8 protein-coding genes, 3 rRNA genes and 1 other annotated feature are annotated in these 14987 nt (G+C 39.4%); all 11 genes read right to left on the bottom strand.

Annotated features, from left to right (window positions below):
* Nucleotides 1-204, bottom strand: a complete 204-nt coding sequence (locus BR43_RS10610) for a hypothetical protein (RefSeq protein ID WP_034561886.1) — start codon at nucleotides 202-204, stop codon at nucleotides 1-3.
* 190 nt (nucleotides 205-394) lie between these two features.
* Complete coding sequence (locus BR43_RS10605) at nucleotides 395-1831, bottom strand: 6-phospho-beta-glucosidase (protein ID WP_034561882.1); 1437 nt, start codon at nucleotides 1829-1831, stop codon at nucleotides 395-397.
* A gap of 145 nt (nucleotides 1832-1976) precedes the next feature.
* Nucleotides 1977-3332: a L,D-transpeptidase family protein gene (locus BR43_RS10600; RefSeq protein ID WP_034561880.1), complete on the bottom strand. Its 1356-nt coding sequence runs from the start codon at nucleotides 3330-3332 to the stop codon at nucleotides 1977-1979.
* Between the two features lie 188 nt (nucleotides 3333-3520).
* The gene (locus BR43_RS10595; RefSeq protein ID WP_169741043.1) at nucleotides 3521-4534 is read right to left on the bottom strand and encodes a TraB/GumN family protein; all 1014 of its coding nucleotides are present in this window, start codon (nucleotides 4532-4534) and stop codon (nucleotides 3521-3523) included.
* A 141-nt stretch (nucleotides 4535-4675) separates the two neighbouring features.
* A 5S ribosomal RNA gene (gene rrf, locus BR43_RS10590) occupies nucleotides 4676-4791 on the bottom strand.
* A gap of 225 nt (nucleotides 4792-5016) precedes the next feature.
* Nucleotides 5017-7937, bottom strand: a 23S ribosomal RNA gene (locus BR43_RS10585).
* Nucleotides 7938-8298: 361 nt separating this feature from the next.
* A 16S ribosomal RNA gene (locus BR43_RS10580) occupies nucleotides 8299-9853 on the bottom strand.
* Together the 16S, 23S and 5S rRNA genes form the textbook arrangement of a ribosomal RNA operon.
* A gap of 584 nt (nucleotides 9854-10437) precedes the next feature.
* A complete protein-coding gene (locus BR43_RS10575; RefSeq protein ID WP_034561876.1) occupies nucleotides 10438-11067 on the bottom strand; it encodes a histidine phosphatase family protein in 630 nt (209 codons plus the stop codon).
* 137 nt (nucleotides 11068-11204) lie between these two features.
* Complete coding sequence (gene msrA, locus BR43_RS10570) at nucleotides 11205-11735, bottom strand: peptide-methionine (S)-S-oxide reductase MsrA (RefSeq protein WP_034561874.1); 531 nt, start codon at nucleotides 11733-11735, stop codon at nucleotides 11205-11207.
* A 131-nt stretch (nucleotides 11736-11866) separates the two neighbouring features.
* Entirely contained in the window at nucleotides 11867-13150 is a 1284-nt protein-coding gene (gene serS, locus BR43_RS10565) for a serine--tRNA ligase (RefSeq protein WP_034561872.1), read from the bottom strand.
* A gap of 58 nt (nucleotides 13151-13208) precedes the next feature.
* Nucleotides 13209-13447 (bottom strand) — a binding site (T-box leader).
* Nucleotides 13448-13553: 106 nt separating this feature from the next.
* Nucleotides 13554-14873: a serine hydrolase gene (locus BR43_RS10560; protein WP_034561870.1), complete on the bottom strand. Its 1320-nt coding sequence runs from the start codon at nucleotides 14871-14873 to the stop codon at nucleotides 13554-13556.
* Nucleotides 14874-14987 lie beyond the last annotated feature (114 nt).

Raw genomic sequence — 14987 nt, 5'->3', positions numbered from 1 at the left:
TTAATATGGATGTCCAGGAGCACTAATACCACTGAAACTCATATTTTTTTGGTGACCATACTTTCCAGCATGGATACCTCCTTGATAAGTTGCACTTGAGTAAGCTGAGTAATGGGTAGACGAAAAGCCATTGACGCTACAATTCCAATGCCAGCAAGTTCCACCATTTACTTGACGTTGTTCTTTTTCTAATACTTTTTGCATATTAAAAACCTCCACTTTTTTATTACAGCTATTTTACTGGTTAACTGCTACCAGTCTCCCCCTAAGATAATTATAATTATCTACAAATTAACAATAACATATATTATAATAAATTCCAATATTTATTTTTATAAAATAAAAAAATTCGCAATTCTTTAATAAAAAAGAATTACGAACTTTTCAAATCCATTTAATACAAGTCTACGCCATTAGTATCAATAACTTTTTTATACCAGTCGAAAGATTTTTTCTTCTTGCGATCTAATGTTCCATTGCCATCATTGTCTTTATCCACATAGATAAAGCCATAACGTTTTTTCATTTCCCCAGTTCCAGCACTGACTAAATCAATACAGCCCCAAGGAGTATAGCCCCAACATTCAACACCATCAGCAATTGCTTCGCCCATTTCACGGACATGTTCACGCAAATATTCAATACGATAATCATCGTTAATTGAACCATCTGCTTCAACAGTATCAACAGCACCTAAACCATTTTCAACTACAAATAATGGTTTTTGATAACGATCGTAGATTTCATTCATCGTAACACGTAAACCAAGTGGATCAATTTGCCAGCCCCATTCACTTGCTTCCAAGTATGGATTTTTAAGTGAAGCAAATACATTTCCCTCAGTTGTGCTGTTTACTTCTGGATCAGCGCTTGCTAAACGAGAAGAGTAGTAACTAAATGAAACATAATCTACTGTATTTTCTTTAATCACTTCTAAATCACCTGCAAGAATCTCAAGTTCGATATTATTTTCTTTAAAGAAACGTTTGCTGTAGCTTGGATAATAACCACGAGCTTGAACATCAATAAAGAAGTAGCCTTCACGATCAGCTTCAAGTGCTGCCCAAACATCTTTAGGATCACAAGTATTTGCATAAGTTGAACCTGCAGCCAACATGCAACCAATTTGGTTATCCGCATCAATTTCATGACCGAGCTTAGTTGCCATAGCCGATGCCACTAATTGATGGTGAGCTGCTTGATATTTTACTTGTTTAGGATTTGCTTCATCACTAACATCCATTCCACCACCAAAGAAAGGAATGTGTAGAATCATGTTAATTTCATTGAATGTCATCCAATATTTAACTTTTCCTTTATAACGTTTGAAAATAACTTCACAGTAATTTAAATAAAACTCGATTAATTTACGATTTTTCCAACCACCATAATTTTTAAATAAAGCAACCGGTGTATCAAAATGATTAATTGTTACTAATGGTTCAATACCATATTTATGACACTCATCAAATAAGTCATCATAAAATTTCAAACCAGCTTCATTCGGTTCTTTATCATCACCATTAGGAAAAATACGTGCCCAACAGATTGATGTTCTAAAGGTTTTAAAGCCCATTTCATGTAACATTTTTAAATCTTCTTTATAGCGATTATAAAAGTCAATTGATTCATGACTTGGATAAAAATCATAGTTAGTTTCCATTGCTTTTTTAGGATTTGTTAAAGCATCCCAACGACCATGGGCCGCATCAGGTAAGATATCAACTGGCGATAAACCTTTGCCATCTGCTAGATAAGCTCCCTCACATTGATTGGCAGCAACCGCGCCACCCCATAAAAAGTTCTTTGGAAAATTTGATTCAGTTGTCATTCGTTAACTTCCCCCTTTGTTTACTTATCTATCATTTTTGATAACGTTTTACTAACTTCATCTTATCATATGTAATGCATTACATGTCAATAAAAAAAGCAAGACCCCTCTAGCAAAAAAACTAGACAAGTCTTACTTATAAAATTTAAAAGACTAATACCGGTGTTCCTAAATCAGCTGTATTATAAAGCTGAGTCATGATTCCTGGCGGTGTATTCACGCATCCATGGGAACCAACTGTTTGATACAAAGTTCCACCATAAGCCGGTTGCCAAGGTGAGTCATGTAAACCAACACCTGTCCAATCAATCGGCATCCAATAATCAACTGGAGTCGCATAATCTTCTCCTTTTAGAGTTGCATTACGTTCCTTATTCCATACTGTGAAAACACCTGCTGGAGTTGAAGTTGCTGGTTTACCTGTAACAACATCGGTCTCCAATACAACTGCACCATCACGATAATACCACATATGTTGATTAGCCAAATCGACTTCAATGTAAGTGTTACCAATATCCACACCATAACCTGATCCAGCAACTACTGGCTTACGATCTTTTAAATCTGTACCTGTTAAAATATCAGCCGCTAACGCTGGAGCTTCTTTATCCACTTGCAATGTCCATCCATATGTTCCAGGGGGGACTTGAACATCTCCACGTCGAGTACTCTTGAACGCTCGCGTTTTTTCATACGTACTATACTTATCACTTAATCCTTGTACATAAGTTCTGACAGCTGCTTGATCAACCGTAATCTCACCTTCAGGACTTTCACTTAACCAACTAACTAAAGTAGCAGCCGGAACCGCTTCATTTTGACCACTTATATTATAGTTAATTGTTTGCTTACTTAATGACTCTAATTTAGTCAAACGAGCTTTTAAAGCAGAATCATCTGAATAAACAGCCGGTTTTTGATAGCTTTGATCCAATTCAATTTTTTCTTTTCCAGAATTTACTCCTGAAGTTAAAGCTTTCTTGACACTCTCTAAATCAAATGTATCCCCCAGAACTTCTTTAGTAATTTGGAATCCTGCATCCGTTTTTTCAACTTTTGCATTTTCTGGTTTAATTCTGTCGCTGTTTGTTAATGGCAATGTTGCAAAGTATTTATCAAACGTTGCTTCATCATACGAAACATTTTTCATTTCACTCTTATTTCCAGAGTTTTTTAACATTCGTAACGGCCAACTCCAAGCATTTTGTCCATTTTTTAACTGTGTTAAATCTTTTGTAAAATCATCGGTAATTCCGATATCTTCTCCTTTAAAAGAAAATAACTCTTTACCACTTTCAGTAACATCAAATTTTTTATCACGATAATGAGTTCTTAACTCACCATTCGCCTCAGAAATAGTTTTATTCTCAATTGCAATACCATCAACTACTGTACTAGGTAGGAATTTACTTTGATATCCTATACTCTTAAAAATATAGAATCCTAGTAGAACAATTATAACAGCAACCAACACTCCAATAATCGTTTTCTTTTGGTTCATAAAATTCAGTCCTTTTTAGCAATAAATTGCTTTATTTTGCTAATACTAATTTTTAGTTAGTACTATTTATAGTTTATCATCTTCACACTAAATAAGAAACAAATTGAGCACATTACTTGTTATTTTTTTAATTTTTTAAAGATTTCTTTATAATATATACAATTTTCTGTAATAATCCACAGAATCTATTAATTAGTAATAAAAGAAACCCCTTCAACTGAATAACCAGCGCCTTCCAAAATTGTCAATAAACCACCTTCACCATAAAAATGGCCAACTCCTACCATGAAAAAAGGAAGACGGTTTTCTTCCATTAATTTAGTCATTTTTGGTAGCCAAACTTGATTCCGACTATCAACTAAACGAGTAAATTTTTGGGGATATTTATCACGATACACAAAAGTATTGGCTTCCATATTCCCACTTATATAGCTTTTTAGAGTTTCAACTAACTCTTTATTTGAGTCTTCCAGACTAGAAAATTCGGCAACCCATTCTTCTAAAGGCATTTCCTTCATTGGTAAATATAGTACTTGATATCGTTCCTCTAATGTTTCTAGAGCCATATCTTCTACACTATGTGTTAATTTATTTTGTGCTATATTCTCTACTCCAAAACTATATGACATCTTAGCTTCAGACAAACCAATTTTCTCTTGCTTGCGTTCAATTTCATAAGTAATCTCTCCCATATTTAAATCTGAAATGAATTTCTCTGTAAGTCCAACTTCCCCTAGTCGTTTCTCAAAAATAGATCTTGTTTCATCAGACATCTTAGCTAATAATTCCCTACCTGTAGGAAATGAATTTTTCTGATAAAAAAGTTCTTTAGTATTATCAAATCCTTTAGTATTAATTTCTTGAACTACAACACTACTTTGATTAATTGCCTGAATAATTTCAAGCGGGAAGGGGTACATCTCTGATTTTCCAGCATGAATAGTTCCCAATAAGTACCCTTTTATATTTCCCTCGACTTTTAATTCATAAAAAGGAAAAGCAACATCAATATGGTCTGCCTCAGGAGATACAGTTGTATCTAACTCATCTTCAGTCCTCAAGGTTGAGGAAACATTAACAGAATTAAATTTTTGATTAACTAATGGATCTTCTTTTTTCTGACAAGCAGCCATTGTATTAAAAATTAACACTATCCAACTAATTAAAACTATTTTTTTTCTAAATTTCATTTTTATATTCACTTGTGATTTCTCCATCTATTAAAATTCCTAATAACTATCACCCTCTTTATTATACCGATAGTTATTTTATTATGCAAGATTAGAATTCAAAAAAAAGAAGAACTATTTTTCAATAGTTCTTCTTTTACTTGAATCAATCTCGCGTGGCAACGTCCTACCCTCACAGGGGGAAACCCCCAACTACTCTCGGCGCTGAAAAGCTTAACTGCTGTGTTCGGCATGGGAACAGGTGTATCCTTCTCGCTATCGCCACCACACTTTTTTTTCGCCAACTTACGTTGCGACTCTTCGGCTGTTTCCTTCACTTTTCTCCTCATGTACATTAGTACATTCTGATGCTCGCTCAGTTACATCCTCGATTCACTTGCAATTTGTTGAAAAAATGCTTTGCTGATTCATTATTTAATTGAAAGAAATTGTTCTCTCAAAACTGGTACTGTATTAAAGTAAGTTGTTCTGTTGCCTTCTTCACCGTTTCTTTCTTGGTTAAGTCCTCGACCGATTAGTATTGGTCCGCTCCATACATCGCTGTACTTCCACTTCCAACCTATCTACCTGATCATCTCTCAGGGGTCTTACTTGCCGAAGCAATGGGAAATCTCATCTCGAGGGGGGCTTCACGCTTAGATGCTTTCAGCGTTTATCCCTTCCACACATAGCTACCCAGCGATGCTCCTGGCGGAACAACTGGTACACCAGCGGTGTGTCCATCCCGGTCCTCTCGTACTAAGGACAGCTCCTCTCAAATTTCCTGCGCCCGCGACGGATAGGGACCGAACTGTCTCACGACGTTCTGAACCCAGCTCGCGTACCGCTTTAATGGGCGAACAGCCCAACCCTTGGGACCGACTACAGCCCCAGGATGCGATGAGCCGACATCGAGGTGCCAAACCTCCCCGTCGATGTGGACTCTTGGGGGAGATAAGCCTGTTATCCCCAGGGTAGCTTTTATCCGTTGAGCGATGGCCCTTCCATGCGGAACCACCGGATCACTAAGCCCGACTTTCGTCCCTGCTCGACTTGTAGGTCTCGCAGTCAAGCTCCCTTCTGCCTTTACACTCTACGAATGATTTCCAACCATTCTGAGGGAACCTTTGGGCGCCTCCGTTACTCTTTAGGAGGCGACCGCCCCAGTCAAACTGCCCGTCTGACACTGTCTCCCGCCACGATCAGTGGCGAGGGTTAGAGTGGTCATACAGCAAGGGTAGTATCCCACCAATGCCTCCATCAAAACTGGCGTCCTGATTTCTATGGCTCCTACCTATCCTGTACAAGCTGTACAAACACTCAATATCAAACTGCAGTAAAGCTCCATGGGGTCTTTCCGTCCTGTCGCGGGTAACCTGCATCTTCACAGGTACTATAATTTCACCGAGTCTCTCGTTGAGACAGTGCCCAGATCGTTACGCCTTTCGTGCGGGTCGGAACTTACCCGACAAGGAATTTCGCTACCTTAGGACCGTTATAGTTACGGCCGCCGTTTACTGGGGCTTCAATTCTGAGCTTCGCCGAAGCTAACCCATCCTCTTAACCTTCCAGCACCGGGCAGGCGTCAGCCCCTATACGTCATCTTACGATTTTGCAGAGACCTGTGTTTTTGATAAACAGTCGCCTGGGCCTATTCACTGCGGCTGACCAATTGGTCAGCACCCCTTCTCCCGAAGTTACGGGGTCATTTTGCCGAGTTCCTTAACGAGAGTTCTCTCGCACACCTTAGGATACTCTCCTCGACTACCTGTGTCGGTTTGCGGTACGGGCAATTTCTTTCTAACTAGAAGCTTTTCTTGGCAGTGTGACATCAGAAACTTCGGTACTTAAATTTCCCTCCCCATCACAACTTGTCCTTATAGTCGCAAGCATTTAACTCACGTCAAGACTTGTTGCTTAGACGCGCATATCCATCAGCGCGCTTTTCTTAGCCTACTGCGTCCCTCCATTGTTCAAACAAAAGAAACTGGTACAGGAATATCAACCTGTTGTCCATCGCCTACGCCTATCGGCCTCGGCTTAGGTCCCGACTAACCCTGGGAGGACGAGCCTTCCCCAGGAAACCTTAGTCATACGGTGGACGGGATTCTCACCCGTCTTTCGCTACTCATACCGGCATTCTCACTTCTAAGCGCTCCACCAGTCCTCACGGTCTAGCTTCGACGCCCTTAGAACGCTCTCCTACCATAGAACCAATGGTTCTATCCACAGCTTCGGTGTACTATTTAGCCCCGGTAAATTTTCGGCGCAGGGTCACTCGACTAGTGAGCTATTACGCACTCTTTAAATGATGGCTGCTTCTGAGCCAACATCCTAGTTGTCTAAGCAACCCCACATCCTTTTCCACTTAATAGTAACTTTGGGACCTTAGCTGGTGGTCTGGGCTGTTTCCCTTTCGACTACGGATCTTATCACTCGCAGTCTGACTCCCGGATATAAATCAATGGCATTCGGAGTTTATCTGAATTCGGTAACCCTAGAAGGGCCCCTAGTCCAAACAGTGGCTCTACCTCCATGATTCTTAATTCCGAGGCTAGCCCTAAAGCTATTTCGGAGAGAACCAGCTATCTCCAAGTTCGATTGGAATTTCTCCGCTACCCACACCTCATCCCCGCATTTTTCAACATACGTGGGTTCGGTCCTCCAGTGCGTATTACCGCACCTTCAACCTGGACATGGGTAGGTCACTTGGTTTCGGGTCTACGACCACATACTCATTCGCCCTATTCAGACTCGCTTTCGCTACGGCTCCGTCTTCTCAACTTAACCTCGCATGTAATCGTAACTCGCCGGTTCATTCTACAAAAGGCACGCTATCACCCATTAACGGGCTCTAACTATTTGTAAGCACACGGTTTCAGGTACTCTTTCACTCCCCTTCCGGGGTTCTTTTCACCTTTCCCTCACGGTACTGGTTCACTATCGGTCACTAAGGAGTATTTAGCCTTGCGGGATGGTCCCCGCGGATTCCGACGGAATTTCTCGTGTTCCGCCGTACTCAGGATACACAACAGAGTGAACTTTGTTTCAAATACGGGGCTTTTACCCTCTTCGGCAGACCTTTCCAGGTCGTTTCTTCTACAAAACTCATTTATGACTCTTAATGTCGTGTCCTACAACCCCAACAAGCAAGCTTGTTGGTTTGGGCTCTTCCCGTTTCGCTCGCCGCTACTCAGGGAATCGAATTTTCTTTCTCTTCCTGCAGGTACTTAGATGTTTCAGTTCTCTGCGTCTACCTCTACTAGCCTATGTATTCAGCTAGCAGTAACATTCTATAAAAAATGCTGGGTTCCCCCATTCGGAAATCTTTGGATCAAAGCTTACTTACAGCTCCCCAAAGCATATCGGAGTTAGTCCCGTCCTTCATCGGCTCTTAGTGCCAAGGCATCCACCGTGCGCCCTTATTAACTTAACCTTATTTGTTGGTACTGCTTCAGTCTTCATCGTCTTGTTCCTTCATTCACTTCTTACGTACGTTAGTACGCTTCGAGGCTCATTGAGTTCAATCCTAAAATTCTGTTGCATTCCTGCACAAATAGTTTGTGTGGAAGGTTTTATTGCTAAAACAATCCTGTTAGTTAATGTTTATTCATTATCTTACGATAAGAACTAATTAAAAAACTCATTTAAAACGCGGTGTTTCTCGGTTTCTTACTTAACTTACTTTTTTAATACAGTATCCAGTTTTCAAAGAACAAGTTTCTATCTTGAGAAGTTAGACCTCTCAAAACTGAACAAAATAAAGACGAATGTGTTGGGTTCCGTTAATTCCTTAGAAAGGAGGTGATCCAGCCGCACCTTCCGATACGGCTACCTTGTTACGACTTCACCCCAATTATCTATCCCACCTTAGACGGCTGGCTCCTAAAAGGTTACCTCACCGGCTTCGGGTGTTACAAACTCTCGTGGTGTGACGGGCGGTGTGTACAAGACCCGGGAACGTATTCACCGCGGCGTTCTGATCCGCGATTACTAGCGATTCCGGCTTCATGTAGGCGAGTTGCAGCCTACAATCCGAACTGAGAATGGCTTTAAGAGATTAGCTTGGCCTCGCGACCTTGCGACTCGTTGTACCATCCATTGTAGCACGTGTGTAGCCCAGGTCATAAGGGGCATGATGATTTGACGTCATCCCCACCTTCCTCCGGTTTGTCACCGGCAGTCTTGCTAGAGTGCCCAACTGAATGCTGGCAACTAACAATAAGGGTTGCGCTCGTTGCGGGACTTAACCCAACATCTCACGACACGAGCTGACGACAACCATGCACCACCTGTCACTTTGTCCCCGAAGGGAAAGTTCTGTCTCCAGAATGGTCAAAGGATGTCAAGACCTGGTAAGGTTCTTCGCGTTGCTTCGAATTAAACCACATGCTCCACCGCTTGTGCGGGTCCCCGTCAATTCCTTTGAGTTTCAACCTTGCGGTCGTACTCCCCAGGCGGAGTGCTTAATGCGTTAGCTGCAGCACTGAAGGGCGGAAACCCTCCAACACTTAGCACTCATCGTTTACGGCGTGGACTACCAGGGTATCTAATCCTGTTTGCTCCCCACGCTTTCGAGCCTCAGCGTCAGTTACAGACCAGAGAGTCGCCTTCGCCACTGGTGTTCCTCCACATATCTACGCATTTCACCGCTACACGTGGAATTCCACTCTCCTCTTCTGCACTCAAGTTCTCCAGTTTCCAATGACCCTCCCCGGTTGAGCCGGGGGCTTTCACATCAGACTTAAAGAACCGCCTGCGCTCGCTTTACGCCCAATAAATCCGGACAACGCTTGCCACCTACGTATTACCGCGGCTGCTGGCACGTAGTTAGCCGTGGCTTTCTGGTTAAATACCGTCAGGGGATGAGCAGTTACTCTCATCCTTATTCTTCTTTAACAACAGAGTTTTACGATCCGAAAACCTTCTTCACTCACGCGGCGTTGCTCCGTCAGACTTTCGTCCATTGCGGAAGATTCCCTACTGCTGCCTCCCGTAGGAGTCTGGGCCGTGTCTCAGTCCCAGTGTGGCCGATCACCCTCTCAGGTCGGCTACGTATCATTGCCTTGGTGAGCCATTACCTCACCAACTAGCTAATACGCCGCGGGTCCATCCATAAGTGGTAGCCGAAGCCACCTTTCCTTCAAGAATCATGCGATTCCTGAAACTATGCGGTATTAGCATCCGTTTCCGAATGTTATCCCCCTCTTATGGGCAGGTTACCCACGTGTTACTCACCCGTCCGCCACTCACTTGGTTAGAAAGCAAGCTTTCCAACTTCGTGCGTTCGACTTGCATGTATTAGGCACGCCGCCAGCGTTCGTCCTGAGCCAGGATCAAACTCTCATATAAAAGTATGATTAAGACCGAAGTCTTATGCTCATTTTTTGACTTGCTAGCGAATATTTATTCACTTTTTTGTTTGTTCGCTTCAACCTTGTTGAAGCTCCCTACACATTTGGTTCGTCTTACTTTGTTCAGTTTTCAAAGGTCTAATTTGTTTCGTTTGTTGTTTTGACAACTTCTAAATATTAACACATGGTCAATTCGTTGTCAACAACTTTTTTAAATTTCTTTTTCTTCAAAACGTTGTGACGTCTTGAGGACATGTATAAATATAACAGCTATAGCAAGATTCGTCAACACTTTTTGGCAAATAAATTAATTTAATTTATAAACATGAACTTTATTTTCTCTTTACTATTCAAACCATTCCGATATCGCTCAATAAGCGAACAAAAACCATAGTGGTATACACATAATTCGACTTTTATCCGAAAGATGCTTTTCAAATAAAAATGAATAATTATAAAAATAGACTTTTAATTATTCATTTTTAGTCAAAATATCCATTATTCCCTATATTTTGACTAAAAGACTAAGAAAATTACCATCATAAATTAGAATTATCTTCTATATTATAGAAAAAACTTTATTTACTTTTCTAAATGACTTGTATCATTCCACGCTACTACAGAATAATTATCATTAGTATCTACATCCAAAATGCTTACACTTGTATTGCTCAACAAACCTTTTGAGCGAATTTCTCTTGTATTTTCTCCAAGTAAGGAATGTATTACCGTAATCAAGGTTACGCCATGAGCAACAAACAATAAATTATCATTTGGATATTTTTTCACAGCTTCTTTGATTACTTGTTGGCTACGCTCAATTAAAGTTAAGTAATCCTCTCCACCAAATGCACTGGGGTCATATTTTTCAGGATGTGACCTTAAGTTATGATATTCTTCTGGATGTAACTCTTCTGCATATGAAAATAACTGACCTTCCCACTCACCAAAGCCGATTTCACGTAAACCATCTTGCTCTGTTAAAGGGATAACTTGATCGCTTTCTTCTATAATATAAGTTGCTGTATCTTTTGCTCGCTTTTGTGGGCTACTGAATGCCTGAGTAAAAGCTACCTCTTTTAAAGCCTTACCAGTTTTTTTAGCATCTGCAATAGATTCCTCTAACAATGCTGAATCACCATATCCGCCTTGAAAACGTCCTTCTAGATTCCAAACTGTTTTACCATGTCTTACAAAATATAATCTCGTCATTCTAATCTTCGCCCCTTTTTGTGGTTATTTCTTTTATTGTAGCATATATTATCTAACAAACTGAATTATCTTTTCTATTAAAAAGGGATTTGCCAAGCACTAAAATTATCTAGTCCTTAACAAATCCTATAGCTTGTTTACTTCCATGTTTGTTCAATGAACGCTGCTCGTCCCGAACCGTTACGATAGCGACTATAGTGCAATGGATTTTTTTTATAATATTCTTGATGGTACTTTTCTGCTGGGTAAAAAGGCATAGCTGGTAGTATCTCTGTTACGATAGGTTGCTTAAAACGTCTACTCTCTGCCAATGTCTCTTTTGACTTTTCTGCAATAACTCGTTGTTCTTCATTAGCATAAAAAATTACAGGGCGGTATGACGAACCACGATCAGCAAATTGACCACTCGCATCTGTCGGATCTGTTTGTTGCCAATAGATTTCCACTAAATCTTGATAGCTAAAGATTGTTGGATCAAATGTAATCTCTACAGCTTCAGTATGTCCTGTTGTTTCACTACATACTTCTTCATAAGTTGGATTCACAGTATGTCCACCTGTATAACCAGCGACTACTGAGATAATACCTGGTTGAGTATCAAAAGGTTTCACCATACACCAGAAACAACCTCCTGCAAATACAGCTTTTTCTAAGTTGGTTTTGCTCATATCTGTCACTCCTATCTATTTTCTTCTTAGTATAGCATTCATAAATACAATCAAAAAATAGAATGCTTGTCTATTAAATGAATAAAAAGTGAGATTAGTCACTTCAGCAACTAATCTCACTTTTGAATAAATTATTTTGCTTTACGAATTTCTGTAACGCCACCCATATATGGTACTAAAAGTTCTGGAATCTTGACAGAACCATCTGCTTGTTGATAATTCTCTAAGATAGCTGCAAATGTCCGCCCTACAGCTAACCCTGAGCCATTCAGCGTATGAACGTATTCAGGTTTACCCGTTTCTTCATTACGATAGCGAATCATTGCACGACGAGCTTGGAAATCCTCACAATTTGAACAAGAGCTGATTTCACGATAAGTTTCTTGCGCTGGAATCCAAACTTCTAAATCATAAGTTTTGGCAGCAGAGAATCCCATATCACCCGTACATAAGGCTAACACACGGTATGGCAAGTCTAGTTTTTGTAAAACTGTTTCAGCATCTTTGGTCATTTTTTCTAATTCATCATAAGAATTCTCAGGCTTGCTGAATTTTACCATTTCAACTTTATTAAATTGATGCAGGCGAATCAACCCACGAGTATCACGACCTGCACTTCCTGCTTCTGATCTAAATGCTGGACTTAAAGCCGTAAAGTAGATTGGCAATTGTTCATCAGCTAAAATCTCATCACGATAATAGTTTGTTAGCGTGATTTCAGCTGTAGAAATCATCGTTAAATCTTCATTCTCGATTTGGAAGACATCTTCTTTAAATTTAGGGAATTGTCCTGTTCCAAACATAGATTTTGCATTAGCCATATACGGAGTAAGCATTTCTTGATAGCCGTGTTCCCCTGTGTGTAAGTCTAACATAAAATTATAAATCGCACGTTCCAAACGAGCGCCCATGCCTTTATAGTATACAAAACGACTTCCAGCTACCTTAGCACCACGTTCAAAATCTAAAATGTCTAATTCTTCAGCGATATCCCAATGAGCTTTTGGTTCAAAATCAAAAGTTTTCGGCTCACTCCAACGTCTAAGTTCGATATTTTCATCTTCGTCTGCTCCAACTGGGACAGAATCATGGGGCAAATTAGGTAAACCTGCCGCAATTTCATCAAGACTTGCATCAAGAGCATTTAACTCTTCATCTAATTCTTTAATTTGATCCCCAACTTCACGCATTTCTTTGATTTTATCATCTGCATTTTCTTTATTACGTTTTAACGTTGCGATATCACCAGATACTACATTCCGGTATTTTTTCAATTCCTCTGTTTTTACGATTAATTCACGGCGTTTTTCATCAAGTAAAACAAAGTTCTCCAGTAATTCTTTTTTGACACCACGTGTTGCTAATTTTGCTTCAACTGTAGCATAATCTGTTCTTAATTTTTTAATATCTAACATTTTTACTCTTCCTCTCCATTGATTATTTGATAAAACAAAGAGCCCTCCCATCCCAAAATAAAGGGACGAAAGGACTCGAAAAATTCGCGGTACCACCCAAATTTAGATACAGCTCACTCACTATATCTACACTCAATAACAGATAACGGTCTGAATCCGAAATGATTTTGCTTAATTAAATAAGGTTCGTCATTTACTTCACACGGGGGATTCAAAAAAATAAACCATCAGTTTTCACCAACCACTGACTCTCTTTTAGTATTTATTTGATTTACTATGCCGTGTTACTAGCGTTTTAAATTATTTATTTAACCTTATCATACCTAAAAATAGATAGAAAATCAATATGTAAAGCAAAAATCGGAGCAAACTCATGACTCTTGGTTTGCTCCGATAACTTTAATTAAAATAAATTGCTAAAAAATTCTTTGATACTACGTCCCATTAATACAAAGACATTCGCTTTTTCGATGTCACTTTCCGTTACTACTTTAACAGATTTTCCTTGCGATCCATCGACATAACCTAATGGATCATTTGCCGGTGTGATCTCTGCTGTTCCAACTTCTAAATCTTTTTTAACCGGAGCTTCAATTTCATTATTGCTAGTTAAAAGATCTTTTTTAGTGGTAAATGTAACGGTTAAATTTTTAACATCCGTATCTTTTGGTACTAACATTTTTAAATCTTCCGCGATCACTAGTTTCACACTATCTTCTTTACCTTTTGTAACAGTTAAAGGTTTTAAAGCTTTATTAGAATCGCCTTTTTTCACGATATCCTTCATTTCCCAATTGGCAAATGCAAAATCCATAATTTTAGCTGTTTCTTCAAAACGTGCACCCTTATTCGTTTCACCATCTGCGGCATTTAATACAACGGTAATAATACGCATACCATTTTCTTCTGCAGTTCCTGTAAATGAAGCACCTGCAAAATCAGTTGTTCCTGTTTTTAATCCATCAACATTAGCACGTCCATAAATTAATCCAGGTAACATCCAGTTCCAATTATCCATATGGATTTCATCTGCAGTTCCTTTTCTAAAATCCAATTCTGGAATTTTAGCTGTTTCTAAAACTTCAGGATAATCTGTTAATAGCTTTTGAGCTACAATCGCCATGTCGCGAGCAGTCATTGTATTTTCGTCTTGTTCAGTACTACCTGGATAAATATTCCCTTGTAAGTCAGCATTTGGTAATCCTGTTGAGTTAAATAAACCGAAGTCTTTTACTCCCCATGATGTAACCTTCGCGCGCATCGCATCTACAAAAGCTGGTTCGCTTCCTGAAACAGCTGTAGCTAAAGTAATTGCTGCGGCGTTTGCCGAGTATATTGCCATTGCTTCAAATAGCTCTTTGACTGTATATTGCGTATCTTTACGTAACGGCACATTCGATAGTTCATTGTTTTGACTAATGTTATAAGAATAGTCATCAATTGTTAGTTTTTGATCCCATGTCAGTTTACCCTCTTTAATGGCTTCTAATACTAAATATTCTGTAATCATTTTAGTCATTGAGGCAATTCCTAGTTTTTGATCCCCATTTTGGTTTAAGAGAACTTTTCCAGTTTTTGGCTCAATTGCAAATGCTGCTGCGGCATTAATTGTTGGTGCTTCTGCAGCATACACTGCTTGACTTCCTAAAATCAAGCTAGGAAATAACGTCCCTATCATTAAAGTAACAGCAAAAATAATTGTAAATTTATTTATTTTTTTCATCTAGTAAATTCTCCTCAACGTTTTTTTTCACTTATTCTATGGTAGCGAAATTACTAGCAAAAAACAAGGAAAAATCAAATCTTTTTTCTTAATGTAAACTTCTATCTACTTTAC

Origin of the sequence: Carnobacterium gallinarum DSM 4847, from assembly GCF_000744375.1 — a bacterium.
Taxonomy (GTDB): Bacteria; Bacillota; Bacilli; order Lactobacillales; family Carnobacteriaceae; genus Carnobacterium; species Carnobacterium gallinarum.
This window is presented reverse-complemented; position numbering and strand designations above follow the sequence as displayed.

Excerpts from the sequence above, each read along its gene's own strand:
- BR43_RS10610 (WP_034561886.1), bottom strand. The coding sequence starts at position 204 with ATGCAAAAAGTATTAGAAAAAGAACAACGTCAAGTAAATGGTGGAACT.
- BR43_RS10605 (WP_034561882.1), bottom strand. The coding sequence starts at position 1,831 with ATGACAACTGAATCAAATTTTCCAAAGAACTTTTTATGGGGTGGCGCG.
- BR43_RS10600 (WP_034561880.1), bottom strand. The coding sequence starts at position 3,332 with ATGAACCAAAAGAAAACGATTATTGGAGTGTTGGTTGCTGTTATAATT.
- BR43_RS10575 (WP_034561876.1), bottom strand. The coding sequence starts at position 11,067 with ATGACGAGATTATATTTTGTAAGACATGGTAAAACAGTTTGGAATCTA.
- msrA (WP_034561874.1), bottom strand. The coding sequence starts at position 11,735 with ATGAGCAAAACCAACTTAGAAAAAGCTGTATTTGCAGGAGGTTGTTTC.
- serS (WP_034561872.1), bottom strand. The coding sequence starts at position 13,150 with ATGTTAGATATTAAAAAATTAAGAACAGATTATGCTACAGTTGAAGCA.
- BR43_RS10560 (WP_034561870.1), bottom strand. The coding sequence starts at position 14,873 with ATGAAAAAAATAAATAAATTTACAATTATTTTTGCTGTTACTTTAATG.